15 protein-coding genes are annotated in these 13,067 nt (G+C 50.1%); 9 read left to right on the top strand and 6 right to left on the bottom strand.

The genetic code is table 11. The features are described from left to right. Positions 1-13 precede the first annotated feature (13 nt). Positions 14-844, bottom strand: a complete 831-nt coding sequence (nadE, locus tag OGY04_RS07595; RefSeq protein WP_286585066.1) for an NAD(+) synthase — start codon at positions 842-844, stop codon at positions 14-16. Between the two features lie 211 nt (positions 845-1,055). Between nadE and osmE the strand changes: the two genes are divergently transcribed. The 8 genes from osmE to cedA all read left to right on the top strand — a co-directional run bounded on the left by osmE (position 1,056) and on the right by cedA (position 7,401). Then, complete coding sequence (osmE, locus tag OGY04_RS07590) at positions 1,056-1,397, top strand: osmotically-inducible lipoprotein OsmE (protein WP_003030621.1); 342 nt, start codon at positions 1,056-1,058, stop codon at positions 1,395-1,397. A gap of 298 nt (positions 1,398-1,695) precedes the next feature. After that, positions 1,696-2,016, top strand: a complete 321-nt coding sequence (gene chbB, locus OGY04_RS07585) for a PTS N,N'-diacetylchitobiose transporter subunit IIB (RefSeq protein WP_003832547.1) — start codon at positions 1,696-1,698, stop codon at positions 2,014-2,016. An 87-nt stretch (positions 2,017-2,103) separates the two neighbouring features. Then, entirely contained in the window at positions 2,104-3,462 is a 1,359-nt protein-coding gene (gene chbC, locus OGY04_RS07580) for a PTS N,N'-diacetylchitobiose transporter subunit IIC (protein ID WP_003030619.1), read from the top strand. A gap of 54 nt (positions 3,463-3,516) precedes the next feature. Further along, entirely contained in the window at positions 3,517-3,864 is a 348-nt protein-coding gene (gene chbA / locus OGY04_RS07575; protein ID WP_003832549.1) for a PTS N,N'-diacetylchitobiose transporter subunit IIA, read from the top strand. A gap of 10 nt (positions 3,865-3,874) precedes the next feature. Next, complete coding sequence (gene chbR / locus OGY04_RS07570; RefSeq protein ID WP_085951046.1) at positions 3,875-4,717, top strand: transcriptional regulator ChbR; 843 nt, start codon at positions 3,875-3,877, stop codon at positions 4,715-4,717. A 124-nt stretch (positions 4,718-4,841) separates the two neighbouring features. Beyond that, complete coding sequence (locus tag OGY04_RS07565) at positions 4,842-6,197, top strand: 6-phospho-beta-glucosidase (RefSeq protein ID WP_032943151.1); 1,356 nt, start codon at positions 4,842-4,844, stop codon at positions 6,195-6,197. Positions 6,198-6,209: 12 nt separating this feature from the next. Beyond that, positions 6,210-6,968 (top strand): chitin disaccharide deacetylase, encoded by a 759-nt coding sequence (gene chbG / locus OGY04_RS07560; RefSeq protein WP_032943153.1) that lies wholly within the window; start codon positions 6,210-6,212, stop codon positions 6,966-6,968. A 169-nt stretch (positions 6,969-7,137) separates the two neighbouring features. Next, on the top strand, positions 7,138-7,401 hold the full coding sequence (gene cedA, locus OGY04_RS07555) for a cell division activator CedA (protein WP_071992542.1): 264 nt from the start codon (positions 7,138-7,140) through the stop codon (positions 7,399-7,401). A gap of 63 nt (positions 7,402-7,464) precedes the next feature. Here the strand turns inward: cedA and tcyP are convergent, their stop codons facing one another. From tcyP to hxpB, 4 genes are all read right to left on the bottom strand, one after another. Further along, entirely contained in the window at positions 7,465-8,856 is a 1,392-nt protein-coding gene (gene tcyP / locus OGY04_RS07550; protein WP_006684833.1) for a cystine/sulfocysteine:cation symporter, read from the bottom strand. A 135-nt stretch (positions 8,857-8,991) separates the two neighbouring features. Beyond that, positions 8,992-9,591 (bottom strand): metal-dependent hydrolase, encoded by a 600-nt coding sequence (locus OGY04_RS07545; RefSeq protein WP_008784570.1) that lies wholly within the window; start codon positions 9,589-9,591, stop codon positions 8,992-8,994. A gap of 83 nt (positions 9,592-9,674) precedes the next feature. Continuing rightward, a complete protein-coding gene (gene kduD, locus OGY04_RS07540; RefSeq protein WP_048214334.1) occupies positions 9,675-10,436 on the bottom strand; it encodes a 2-dehydro-3-deoxy-D-gluconate 5-dehydrogenase KduD in 762 nt (253 codons plus the stop codon). A gap of 153 nt (positions 10,437-10,589) precedes the next feature. Continuing rightward, a complete protein-coding gene (gene hxpB, locus OGY04_RS07535; RefSeq protein ID WP_267445579.1) occupies positions 10,590-11,258 on the bottom strand; it encodes a hexitol phosphatase HxpB in 669 nt (222 codons plus the stop codon). Between the two features lie 166 nt (positions 11,259-11,424). On the opposite strand from hxpB, the gene OGY04_RS07530 reads away from it, so the two are divergent. Continuing rightward, entirely contained in the window at positions 11,425-11,961 is a 537-nt protein-coding gene (locus tag OGY04_RS07530) for a YniB family protein (RefSeq protein WP_008784573.1), read from the top strand. Between the two features lie 64 nt (positions 11,962-12,025). Here OGY04_RS07530 and OGY04_RS07525 read toward each other — a convergent pair whose 3' ends face one another. Beyond that, entirely contained in the window at positions 12,026-12,886 is an 861-nt protein-coding gene (locus OGY04_RS07525) for a fructosamine kinase family protein (protein ID WP_003030598.1), read from the bottom strand. Positions 12,887-13,067: the final 181 nt, after the last annotated feature.

Here is a 13,067-nt window from a genome sequence, read left to right as displayed (position 1 = left end):
GTGACTAAAAAAATTACGCTTTTTTCCAGAAGTCATCAAACACCGTAATCGGTGTGCGACGTTTGTGTTCGGTCTTCAGATACCAGCCTTCAATTTTTTTCGCGATGTCGGCAGCCAGCGTTTTTCCTTCCAGATAATCGTCGATGTTGTCATAGGTGACGCCTAATGCGGCTTCATCCGGCAGAGAAGGGCGATCGTCTTCGAGGTCGGCGGTTGGCGCTTTCTTATATAAATGTTCCGGGCAACCCAGTGTGGCAAGCAGCTGCTTACCCTGACGCTTGTTCAGGCGGAAAATAGGGTTAATGTCAGTACCGCCATCGCCGTATTTGGTGAAAAATCCGGTGATGGCTTCTGCTGCATGATCGGTACCCACGACAACACCGCTGGTCATTCCGGCGATACTGTACTGGGCCTTCATACGTTCACGGGCTTTTTCATTGCCACGGACAAAATCGCTCAGTTCAATACCCGCTTCACGCAGGGCCTGTTCACTGGCCAGTACTGCACCCTTAATATTTACTGTGAGCACGCGGTCAGGTTGGATAAAGGCGATGGCATCCTGACAGTCCTGTTCATCAGCCTGAACGCCATACGGCAGACGTACGGCAATAAACTGCAGCGCGTCATTCCCCGTTTCTTCACGAAGCTCGGAAATAGCCATCTGGCAAAGTTTTCCCGCGAGCGTTGAGTCCTGTCCGCCGCTTATCCCTAATACCAGTGATTTCAGAAAAGGGTACGTTTGCAGGTAGGATTTCAAGAAATCCACGCTGCGGCGAATTTCCTCTTCTGAATTAATTCGCGGTTTTGCGCCAAGCGCCTGGATTATCTCTTGCTGCAGAGTCATTTAACCCCCTCCGAAAAATGAAATGATCAAAAAAAATGATGTGTTAAAGCTAACGCGTTGGGACCCAAACGACAAGGGATGCAGGCCTGATCTAACATCATTTTGTTTTAATAGAATTTTCCGAAACGACCTAAGTATCATCTGATTGCTTGAAAAATGTGTTGTTGTGCTCCAGGCTTATATAACACGCTGAAATACAAGAGGACGGAATATGAACAAGAACCTAACAGGAATTCTAAGCGCAGCGGCTGTTTTGACTATGCTGGCAGGGTGTACGGCCTACGATCGCACCAAAGACCAATTTGTTCAGCCCGTGGTGAAAGATGTGAAGAAAGGGATGAGCAGGGCGCAGGTGGCGCAGATTGCCGGTAAACCTTCTTCTGAAGTCAGTATGATTCATGCGCGCGGGACATGCCAGACCTACATCCTGGGTCAACGAGATGGTAAAGCTGAAACCTATTTTGTTGCTTTAGACGACACCGGACATGTGATTAACTCCGGTTACCAGACCTGCGCAGAGTACGACACTGACCCGCAGGCGGCGAAGAAGTAACAACTGCTTATTGCCTGAGCATTCAGAAGAACCGGCCATCGTGCCGGTTTTTTTGTGCCGAACGATCTTATTTATTGCCGCGAATTATTTGCCCGAAATGTGAGGGGGGTCATAACGATAGGTCAAGGAGAGACAATTTAGTTGGTCAAGGAAATACCATCCACCGGTGCAATCCCGTATACTCATTTCAGCCACCTAAAAAAGTAATTTAGCTGACGCAAGTTACCCAGAGCATGGATGCAGGTTATGGCTTGCGGAGTGTCTGGTTGACAGATAATCGCACATGAGGATCGTTTTAATGGAAAAGAAACACATTTATCTGTTTTGTTCTGCGGGCATGTCGACTTCATTGTTGGTTTCGAAGATGCGTGCTCAGGCCGAAAAATACGAAGTGCCGGTTATTATTGAAGCATTTCCTGAAACGCTGGCCGGAGAAAAAGGTCCTGTCGCCGATGTCGTGTTATTAGGTCCACAAATTGCTTATATGTTGCCCGAAATTCAGCGTTTGTTACCCAACAAGCCTGTGGAAGTGATTGACTCGCTGCTGTATGGCAAAGTCGATGGTTTAGGCGTGCTTAAGGCTGCTGTTGCAGCAATTAAAAAAGCCGCAGCAAATTAATTATTTTATTTTAATTTTTCCCGTCAAAGAGTTATTTCATTAACATTCACCGCAATTATTAATTGCGGTATTTAAGGGTATTTTTCTATGAGTAACGCTATTGCTTCACTTGAAAAGGTACTCCTTCCTTTTGCTGTAAAAATTGGAAAGCAGCCACACGTTAATGCAATCAAGAACGGTTTTATTCGTTTAATGCCGTTAACCCTCGCAGGGGCTATGTTTGTATTAATCAATAACGTTTTCCTGAGCTTTGGGGAGGGGTCGTTTTTTTATTCAATGGGCATTCGACTTGATGCTTCAACTATTGAAACTTTGAATAGCTTGAAAGGCATTGGTGGAAACGTCTATAACGGTACGCTGGGTATCATGTCATTGATGGCACCGTTCTTTATCGGCATGGCGCTGGCAGAAGAACGTAAAGTCGACTCACTGGCTGCCGGGCTGTTATCCGTCGCCGCGTTTATGACCGTAACGCCTTATAGCGTGGGTGAAGCCTATGCCGTTGGCGCGAACTGGCTCGGCGGTGCCAATATTATTTCCGGTATTATTATCGGCCTTGCGGTCGCGGAAATGTTCACCTTTGTGGTTCGTCGCAATTGGGTCATTAAATTACCTGATAGCGTACCGACATCCGTATCGCGCTCTTTCTCTGCGCTGATTCCTGGCTTCCTTATCCTCTCCATTATGGGGATCATCGCCTGGGCACTGAACACCTGGGGTACGAACTTCCACCAAATCATTATGGATTCCATTTCAACTCCGCTGGCGTCGTTGGGCAGCGTGGTGGGCTGGGCCTACGTGATTTTTGTTCCGCTGCTGTGGTTCTTCGGTATTCACGGTTCACTGGCGCTGACTGCGCTGGACAGCGGTATCATGACGCCATGGGCGCTGGAAAACATCTCTATCTACCAACAGTTTGGTTCCGTAGATGCCGCGCTGGAAGCCGGTAAGACGTTCCACGTCTGGGCGAAACCGATGCTCGACTCCTATATTTTCCTTGGGGGTAGCGGAGCAACGCTGGGTCTGATTATCGCTATCTTCCTGGCATCGCGTCGTCCTGACTATCGTCAGGTTGCTAAACTGGCACTGCCGTCAGGTCTGTTCCAGATTAACGAACCTATCCTGTTCGGTCTGCCGATCATCATGAACCCGGTGATGTTTATCCCGTTCATTCTGGTGCAACCGATTCTGGCGGCGATTACGCTGGCAGCTTACTACTCAGGCATTATTCCACCGATTACCAACATTGCACCGTGGACTATGCCAACCGGTTTGGGCGCGTTCTTTAACACCAACGGTAGCGTCGCTGCTCTGCTGGTCGCGCTGTTCAACCTCGGTATCGCAACGCTGGTTTACCTGCCGTTCGTGGTGGTAGCCAACAAAGCGCAGAACGTTATTGACCAAGAAGAAAGCGAAGAAGATATCGCTAACGCATTAAAATTCTAAATTTAATCCGGCATGGCTTTACGGTCATGCCGGACTGAACCAGAGGAAAAAAGTATGTTGGATATCGAGAACATCGTCGATACGCAGTCAGAAGCAGAAGAACTTGAAGAAGTGGTGATGGGCCTCATCATCAACTCCGGTCAGGCGCGTAGCCTGGCGTACGGCGCACTCAAAATGGCCAAGCAGGGTGATTTCGAGTCAGCTAAGACCATGATGGACCAGTCTCGTCTGGCGCTGAACGAAGCGCACCTCGTGCAAACGAAATTGATTGAAGGCGATCAGGGCGAAGGTAAAATGAAAGTTAGCCTGGTGCTGGTCCACGCACAGGACCACCTGATGACATCAATGCTGGCGCGTGAGCTGGTGACTGAACTGATTGAGCTTCACGAAAAGCTGAAATAGCGAGGAGTGCATAATGCAGCTACAGATTAACGCACCGGAAATCAAAACCGTTTATGAACAGCAGCTGTTTAATGGCAAAAATTTCCATGTGTTCATCTATAACAAAACTGAGAGCATCAGCGGGCTGCATCAGCATGACTACTATGAGTTTACCCTGGTTTTAACCGGGCGCTATTATCAGGAAATCAACGGTAAACGCGTACTGCTAGAACGTGGAGACTTTGTCTTTATCCCGTTGGGATCGCACCACCAGAGTTTTTATGATTTTGGTGCGACAAGGATCCTTAACGTCGGCATCAGTAAACGTTTTTTTGAACAGCACTATCACCCGCTGCTGCCATTTTGTTTCGTTGCATCGCAGGTCTACCGGGCGAATAACTCGTTTCTTACCTACATTGAAACGGTTATTGCATCACTTAACTTTCGTGAGAGCGGGCTGGATGAATTTGTAGAAGTGGTCACCTTCTATATTATAAATCGGTTACGCCATCATCGCGAAGAGCAGGTGCTGGATGATATTCCGCAGTGGCTTAAAACCACCGTCGAGACCATGCACGACAAACGGCAGTTTAGCGAGAATGCGCTGGAAAATATGGTACACCTGTCCGCGAAATCCCAGGAGTATCTGACCCGCGCTACCCAGCGTTATTACAGCAAAACGCCGATGCAGATTATTAATGAAATCCGCATTAACTTTGCTAAAAAACAGCTGGAAATGACGAACTATTCTGTAACGGATATTGCTTACGAGTCTGGCTACAGTAGTCCAAGCCTGTTTATTAAAACGTTTAAAAAGCTGACGTCGTTTACACCGAATAGCTACCGTAAGAAATTAACTGAATTTAATCAGTAGATATTATTTGCCAATAACCCATTTTTTATAGCTTGCCCAAAATAGCGTCGGGACAGCCACGCTATACCTGACAAACGGGTTGAGCATAATACACGTCAGTGTTTTGACACTGAAGGGAGAAAGTATGAGCCAGAAATTAAAAGTCGTCACTATCGGTGGCGGGAGCAGCTACACCCCTGAATTACTTGAAGGCTTTATTAAGCGCTATCATGAATTACCGGTTTCTGAGTTGTGGCTGGTTGATGTCGACGGTGGAAAAGAGAAGCTGGACATTATTTTTGACCTTTGCCAGCGCATGATCGACAAAGCCGGCGTACCGATGAAGTTGTTTAAAACGCTGGACCGCCGTGAAGCACTGAAAGATGCTGATTTCGTTACCACCCAACTGCGCGTAGGGCAACTGAAAGCCCGTGAGAAGGATGAACGCATTCCGCTGAGCCATGGTTATCTGGGACAGGAAACCAACGGTGCTGGCGGGCTGTTCAAAGGTCTGCGTACCATTCCGGTTATCTTTGACATTATTAAAGATGTGGAAGAACTGTGCCCGAATGCCTGGGTGATTAACTTTACTAACCCGGCAGGGATGGTGACTGAAGCGGTCTATCGCCACACGAATTTCAAGAAATTCATCGGTGTGTGTAATATTCCTGTCGGCATGAAAATGTTCATTAGCGATGTGCTGGCGCTGAAAGAGAGCGATGATTTATCCATCGATCTGTTCGGTCTGAACCACATGGTCTTTATTAAAGACGTGCTGGTGAACGGTACATCACGCTTTGATGAACTGCTGGACGGCGTGGCTTCTGGACAACTGAAAGCTTCCACCGTGAAGAACATTTTCGACCTGCCGTTCAGCGAAGGGTTGATTCGTTCGCTGAAGCTGCTGCCGTGCTCGTATTTGCTGTACTACTTTAAGCCAAAAGAGATGCTGGCGATCGAAATGGGCGAGTACTATAAGGGCGGCGCACGTGCCCAGGTAGTACAAAAAGTAGAAAAACAACTGTTTGATCTCTACAAAAATCCTGAGCTAAACGTTAAGCCGAAAGAGCTGGAGCAGCGCGGTGGCGCGTATTACTCCGATGCGGCCTGTGAAGTGATCAACGCCATCTACAACGACAAACAGACCGAGCACTACGTCAACATTCCACATCATGGACATGTTGATAACATTCCTGCGGACTGGGCGGTTGAGATGACCTGCACGCTCGGACGTAACGGTGCTACGCCGCACCCACGTATTACCCATTTTGATGAGAAAGTGCTCGGTCTTATCTACACCATCAAAGGCTTTGAGGTTGCGGCGAGCAATGCGGCATTGAGCGGCGAGCTGAATGATGTGCTGCTGGCGTTAAACCTGAGTCCGCTGGTTCATTCTGACAGCGATGCCGAGATTCTGGCGCGTGAGCTAATCCTGGCGCATGAAAAATGGTTGCCAAACTTCGCCGGGTGCATTGAGAAACTCAAAAGCGAACAACACTAACTGAGGTCGGCTATGGAACGCGTACTGATTGTGAATGCGGATGATTTTGGCCTGAGTAAAGGACAAAACTACGGCATTGTTGAAGCCTGTCGCAATGGCGTTGTCACCTCGACAACGGCATTGGTTAACGGTGCGGCGATTGACCATGCGGTACAGCTGAGTCGCGACATACCTGCACTTGCCGTCGGGATGCATTTTGTTCTGACGCTGGGTAGGCCGTTGACGGCAATGCCGGGCCTTACCCGTGACGGATTACTGGGGAAATGGATCTGGCAGATGGCAGAGGAGGACACTTTGCCGCTGGATGAAATTTCTCAGGAGCTGGCCGCGCAGTATCAGCGTTTTATTGACCTGTTCGGGCGGGAGCCGACGCATCTGGATAGCCATCACCATGTGCATATGTTCCCGCAAATTTTCCCTATCGTAGCCGGGTTTGCTGCCGAGAAGGGGATTGCATTGCGTATCGATCGTCAGACCGTGTTTCAGGCGTCTGATTTTCCGGAAACGTTACGTACCTCCCAGGGATTCAGCAGCGAGTTTTACGGCGAAGCGATTTCCGAGGCTCTGTTTTTACAGACGCTGGATGCGTCAGCCGACCGGGGAGAGTCTTCGCTGGAAGTGATGTGTCATCCGGCCTTTATCGATGACATTATTCGTCAAAGTGCCTACTGTTACCCCCGCTTAACTGAGCTCGACGTGCTGACGTCTTCGTCACTGAAATATGCAATTGCGGAGCGCGGTTATCGTCTTGGCAGTTTTCTGAACGTGTAATTCCTGAGTTTGCGGCGCAATCGTGCGCCGCATTTTTTTGCTTGTGGCACAAATAGCACCTGCAACCCGTCTGCGATCCCCGATATAGTCATTCCCTTCATGAATACGCTGTTTTTGCACCGCCCAGTGGCAAAATCGGCTAAGATAGCGGTTTTCTGATTTTTAGAATTTGTCTTTAGTGAAGCAACTGATTATGAAACCTCTTCGCCAACAAAATCGTCCGGTTATCAGCTATGTTCCTCGCGTGGAGCCCGCGCCACCAGAGCATGCGATTAAAATGGATGCGTTTCGTGACGTATGGATACTACGCGGAAAATATGTCGCTTTTGTCTTAATGGGGGAGGCGTTTCAACGTTCGCCTGCATTTACGGTCCCGGAATCAGCACAGCGCTGGGCTAATCAGATTCGCCAGGAAAATGAACTAAGCGATTAATGGATATAAAAAAACCGCAGGAGCATGACACTCCGGCGGTTTTTTGTTTTTTAGCTGACAGACTTAGCGATGCGCCAGTTCGGCGTTATCGTCGCTGTCCAGAATCGTTTTATCAGTCTGCTTGAGCCATTGGCTGGTCAGCGTACCGGCAGTCATGGAACCGCTTACGTTCAGCGCGGTACGACCCATATCGATCAGCGGCTCAACGGAGATCAGCAGCGCAACCAGCGTGACCGGCAGACCCATAGCGGGCAGGACGATCAGCGCGGCAAATGTTGCACCGCCACCCACACCCGCAACCCCTGCGGAGCTCACGGTCACGATACCAACCAGCGTGGCAATCCACATTGGGTCCAGTGGGTTGATACCGACGGTCGGTGCAACCATTACTGCCAGCATTGCCGGGTACAGGCCCGCACAACCGTTCTGACCAATCGTGGCACCAAACGAGGCGGCAAATGAGGCGATGGATTCAGGCACGCCCAGACGACGGGTCTGCGCTTCAACGTTCAGCGGAATTGAGGCTGCGCTGGAACGGCTGGTGAATGCGAACGTCAGCACTGGCCATACCTTGCGGAAGTATTTTAACGGGCTAACGCCGTTCACACCCAGCAGGATCCCGTGTACCACGAACATAATGCCCAGACCGAGATAAGAGGCCACGACGAAGCTACCCAGCTTGATGATGTCCTGCAGGTTGGAACCCGCAACCACTTTGGTCATCAGCGCCAGAACACCGTACGGCGTCAACTGCATCACCAGACGAACCAGTTTCATCACCCAGCTTTGCAGGGTATCGATAGCGACCAGAACGCGCTCGCCTTTTGGTGCATCATCTTTCAGCAGTTTCAGTGCGGCTACACCCAGGAATGCGGCGAAGATAACCACGCTGATAATCGACGTCGGGTTCGCGCCAGTCAGATCGGCAAACGGGTTTTTCGGAATAAACGACAGCACCAGTTGCGGAACGCTGAGGTCAGCCACTTTGCCAACATAGTTGGTTTCAATCGCGTTCAGACGGGCGGTTTCGGCACCACCTTGCACCAGACCTTCGGCGGTCAGGCCGAACAGGTTGGTCACCAGAACCCCTACCAGCGCGGCAATCAGCGTGGTAAACAGCAGCGTTCCGATGGTCAGGAAGCTGATTTTACCTAACTGAGAGGCGTTATGCAGACGTGCAACGGCGCTGAGAATAGACGCAAATACCAGCGGCATAACAATCATCTGCAGCAGTTGGACATAGCCGTTGCCGACAATGTTGAACCACTGTACTGAATCTTTAAGAACCTGGCTGTCGGAGCCATAAATGGTGTGCAGGGCAAGGCCGAACACGACACCCATGACCAGACCGACCAGTACTTTTTTGGCCAGACTCCACTGTTTGTGACGGGCTTGCGCCAGCACGAACAGCAGCACTACGAACACGATAATGTTCGCGATTAATGGAAAGTTCATCCCCGTTCTCCTGATCTTATTATGCGTATCACCGTTTAAAGGTGATTCTGTTGGCGCAAGATTAGCAGAACTGTGACTTGCCTCTTATATTCAAATGGAATTGTTTATACCTAAAATGACTTTTTGGCTGATTTATTAGTCAATCTGATGCGTTATGAAACGATTGAACTGCATTTGTAGCGTATTAATCATCTGCGAAGACCAGCGTACCGCGCTGTTCTCTTGTACGGTTTGCGGCATCCAGATTGCCCATGCGAACAGTGCCATACACAGAAACCGCTCCAGTTGATTGCCTTTTTGCGGCACGAGGATAGGCAGACGAAAACGCCAGCGGCAGGGCCAAAGCAGGGGAACGCCTGCTGGGGTCAGCATGTCGGCCAGAATGTGACTAAGATAGCCGAGTACCATACCTTGTAAGGCATCGGCAGGTATTATCCAGGTATCCGGGACTTTCAGGTAGAACGTGGCCAGCAGGGCAAAAACCGCCAGCAGGCTATGTGTAAACCCGCGATGACCAAATGCCCGGGCAATGGGTTTTGATATCCACTTCAGACGCTGCCCCAGCAGAGATTTGGGATGATCGATATCCGGCAGCAGGCACGTTAAAATGGCTGAAGGAACAATATGCCACCAGTCACCCTGCGCAAGAACGGGCGTTAGCTCGGCATTCTTGGCAAATACCGCACAGGCAATAGAAAAAAGAAGGTGGCCTTCCGCCGTCATGATAAAACCCAATAAACTGTCGATTCATACAGTATAGGGGTTTTATACAGTAGGCGGAAGAGGTGACGTTGTAACCCTTTGTCACAAGTGCGCCTTTACCGCGCCAGCCAACCGCCATCCACCGCCAGCGTATAACCATGAATATAGTCAGAGGCGGGACTTGCAAGGAAAACAACCGGGCCTTTTAGATCATCCGGCGTGCCCCATCGCCCTGCGGGAATACGATCGATAATCTCCTTATTGCGCTCGCTGTCTGCGCGCAGTTGCTGGGTGTTGTTGGTCGCCATATAGCCGGGCGCGATAGCATTGACATTAATTCCTTTGGCCGCCCATTCATTGGCGAGCAGGCGAGTGATGCCCAGAACGCCGCTTTTTGATGCGGTATAGGAAGGTACACGGATACCCCCCTGAAAAGAGAGCATCGAGGCAATGTTAATGATTTTTCCACCATTGCCCTGCGCCACAAACTGGCGCGCCACGGCCTGCGACAGAAAGAAAACGGATTTGAGATTCAGATTCATCACGTCATCCCAATCTTTTTCACTGAAGTCCAGCGCATCCTGACGGCGTATAGTTCCTGCATTGTTGACCAGAATATCGACCCGGCCAAACGCCGACACCGTTTGTGTCACGATGCTGGTGAGAGCATCTTGTTGACTGAGGTCGGCCTGAATGGCCATAAAGCGTCGACCGAGGGCGTTAATTTTCTCTGCGGTTTCATGCGGTATTTTACGATTCACGCCGACTACATCGCAGCCCGCTTCAGCCAGCGCCACTGCCATACCCTGCCCGAGGCCGGTGTCACATCCAGTGACGATGGCGACTTTACCCTCGAGACGAAAAGCTTCCTGAATCATGTTTACCTCAACTATTTATGTCATTAACGCTTGCGCTATAGGGCAAGGATAGGAGAGGTTAAACAGAAATACAATTTAAAATGAAACGGTGTTTTAAAAATTCAAAGATGAAAAATGAAAAAGCGGGCAATACGATCATTGCCCGTTACAGGATTAGCCGCGCAGATGAGCGGCTGTGAGTTCGGTGAGCGAGGTTAGTTTGACGTCGGCAAGAACGAAGCGAGGATCGTCCTGATTCTCATGCGCTGGTACGACGATGGAACGCATACGGGCAGCTTTCGAGGCAATCATGCCGTTCACTGAGTCTTCCAGTGCTACGCAGTTTAACGGGGCAATGCCCAGTTTCGCCGCACAATCGAGGTAAACTTGTGGGTGCGGTTTGCTGTAAGGCAGTTTTTCTGCAGAAGCCAGCGCGTCGAAGTCATCGCGCAGATCAAACATGGTCAGCACTTTTTCCAGCATATGTAGCGGCGAGGCGGATGCCAGTCCTACTTTGATTCCCTGAGATTTGCACAGTGTCACAGCTTCACGAACGCCTGGCAGCAGCGGTTTTGTTTCTTCAACCAACGCAATGGCCCGGGTAATGATGCGCTCGGTGACTTCCTGACGTGAGGGGCCGTTCCAGGGTTGCTGCGCAAACCACAAATCAACCACCATGTCGATGCGTAAGCCAAGGGTATCGGGAAGTTCATGGCGGCGGGAGATATCAACGCCTAAACTTGCTATCACATCCAGTTCAGCCTGATCCCAAAGCGGTTCAGAATCGACCAGTAACCCATCCATATCGAAAATTGCAGCAAGAATTTGACGCGGGGTTGACATTACAACCTCTCCTTTACGGTGATAAAAGGGATTAGAGCCAGCCTGGACGGACTCTGAGCGTTCATTATGGCTAATTCAGAAGTATACCGCCTTTAAAGATCAGGCGAAAACGGTAATCAACGGGTAAACTTAGGCCAAAATGACACGTCTTAATCAAGGGGAACTCATGACGTATCAACAAGCTGGACGCATTGCCATCTTGAAAAGGCTGGTGGGATGGGTGGTTTTCATTCCTGCGCTGATTTCAACGCTGGTTTCAGTACTGAAGTTTATGTACGCGCACAGCGAAAAGCAGGAAGGGATTAACGCGGTCATGCTCGATTTTGCCCATGTGATGATCGACATGATGCGGGTGAACACACCTTTTCTTAACGTGTTCTGGTATAACTCGCCAACGCCCGATTTTCAAAGTGGACTGAATCTCGTTTTTTGGCTGATATTCATTCTGATTTTTATCGGCCTTGCGTTGCAGGACTCAGGCGCCAGAATGAGCCGCCAGGCGCGTTTCTTACGCGAAGGCGTTGAAGATCAGCTAATTCTGGAACAGGCAAAGGGCAGTGAAGGATTATCCCGCGAGCAACTGGAGTCGCGAATTGTGGTACCGCACCATACGATCTTCTTACAAATTTTCCCGCTTTATATTCTGCCGGTGATCGTTATCGTGATCGGCTACTTCTTCTTCTCACTGCTGGGCTTTTTGTAAGTGCCACTCTATCGGGCCTGCCACGTTGCGAAACGGCAGGCCTGATAAGCAACACGGTACGTCGTTAAGCCGCCAGTAATCTATCCAGCGCTTTCTGCGCCACAACTAAATGCTGTCCCCCGAACAGAATTGCCCGATTCAGCAGCGTATAGAGCTGGTAGATTGGCTGCCTGTCGAGAAAGTCCAGCGGCAGTGGCGAGACAGACTGGTAACCGTCATAAATTTGCGGCGGCTGATCGGTATGTAACGGCAGCATTGCCAGGTCACACTCTCTGTCCCCCCAGTAGCAGGCAGGGTCAAAGATGTACGGACCGTTCGGGCCGAGGGCGCAGTTCCCGGACCACAAATCACCGTGCAGGAGAGACGGCTGCGGCTGATGAGAAGAGAGACGTTGCTGGACATGTTCGACGATGGCGTCAATATTGCCAAACGCAATGCCTTTTTCAGCGGCGAGTTCCAGCTGCCAGCCTATACGCTGCTCAGCGAAAAAGGTTGACCAGCGACGTTGCCAGGTATTTGGCTGCGGCGTGGTAGAGAGCGCGTTATCGAAGTCGAGACCAAACTGAGGCTGGTCGCTCCATTCGTGCAAATGCGCAAGCTGTTGACCGAGGATAAACGCGTTATGCGCATCAAGCGGACGGGGAGGGAGGAAATCCATCACCAGAAAGCTGTAATCTCTGTCTGCGCCTACTGCCCAGACTTTCGGTACAGATACAGTTTGACTGCGGGAAAGTAGCTCCAGCTGATCGGCTTCTGCCGTAAAGCCGGTTAACAGCTCTCTTTCATCGCATTTGACGAAAAAATCTCGCCCCGCATAGCGTAAATGCCATGCGGCGTGGATCTCTCCGCCGGGCAGTTCATTACGCAGTTCGATTTCGCCTTCACCTAATTGCTCGCTTAAAAGACGACTGATAGCCTGCCACATGATGTCTCTCCCCATGTTGTCTGCCAGATCATAAGGTTAGCGCAAGAATGCGGTTAAAAAACACGAACTGACGCACACCACGGACGCGTCATCGCTGGAAAGGCACTTAATGTTTGTCGTTCTTCTTCACCCCGTACCGTTGTGGAGACACCTGACTGCACATGATTCACTTCTTTGTAAT

It is taken from the genome of Citrobacter sp. Cpo091 (genome assembly GCF_030332645.1).
GTDB classification, from domain to species: Bacteria; Pseudomonadota; Gammaproteobacteria; order Enterobacterales; family Enterobacteriaceae; genus Citrobacter; species Citrobacter portucalensis.
The sequence above is the reverse complement of the archived record's forward strand: the minus strand, read 5'-3'. Positions and strand labels throughout refer to the sequence as shown.

Coding starts and splice junctions, on each gene's coding strand:
- OGY04_RS07525 (WP_003030598.1), bottom strand. CDS start 12,886: ATGTGGCAGGCTATCAGTCGTCTTTTAAGCGAGCAATTAGGTGAAGGC.
- chbA (WP_003832549.1), top strand. CDS start 3,517: ATGTTGGATATCGAGAACATCGTCGATACGCAGTCAGAAGCAGAAGAA.
- kduD (WP_048214334.1), bottom strand. CDS start 10,436: ATGATTCAGGAAGCTTTTCGTCTCGAGGGTAAAGTCGCCATCGTCACT.
- hxpB (WP_267445579.1), bottom strand. CDS start 11,258: ATGTCAACCCCGCGTCAAATTCTTGCTGCAATTTTCGATATGGATGGG.
- tcyP (WP_006684833.1), bottom strand. CDS start 8,856: ATGAACTTTCCATTAATCGCGAACATTATCGTGTTCGTAGTGCTGCTG.
- osmE (WP_003030621.1), top strand. CDS start 1,056: ATGAACAAGAACCTAACAGGAATTCTAAGCGCAGCGGCTGTTTTGACT.
- chbG (WP_032943153.1), top strand. CDS start 6,210: ATGGAACGCGTACTGATTGTGAATGCGGATGATTTTGGCCTGAGTAAA.
- nadE (WP_286585066.1), bottom strand. CDS start 844: ATGACTCTGCAGCAAGAGATAATCCAGGCGCTTGGCGCAAAACCGCGA.
- OGY04_RS07565 (WP_032943151.1), top strand. CDS start 4,842: ATGAGCCAGAAATTAAAAGTCGTCACTATCGGTGGCGGGAGCAGCTAC.
- chbB (WP_003832547.1), top strand. CDS start 1,696: ATGGAAAAGAAACACATTTATCTGTTTTGTTCTGCGGGCATGTCGACT.
- OGY04_RS07530 (WP_008784573.1), top strand. CDS start 11,425: ATGACGTATCAACAAGCTGGACGCATTGCCATCTTGAAAAGGCTGGTG.
- chbC (WP_003030619.1), top strand. CDS start 2,104: ATGAGTAACGCTATTGCTTCACTTGAAAAGGTACTCCTTCCTTTTGCT.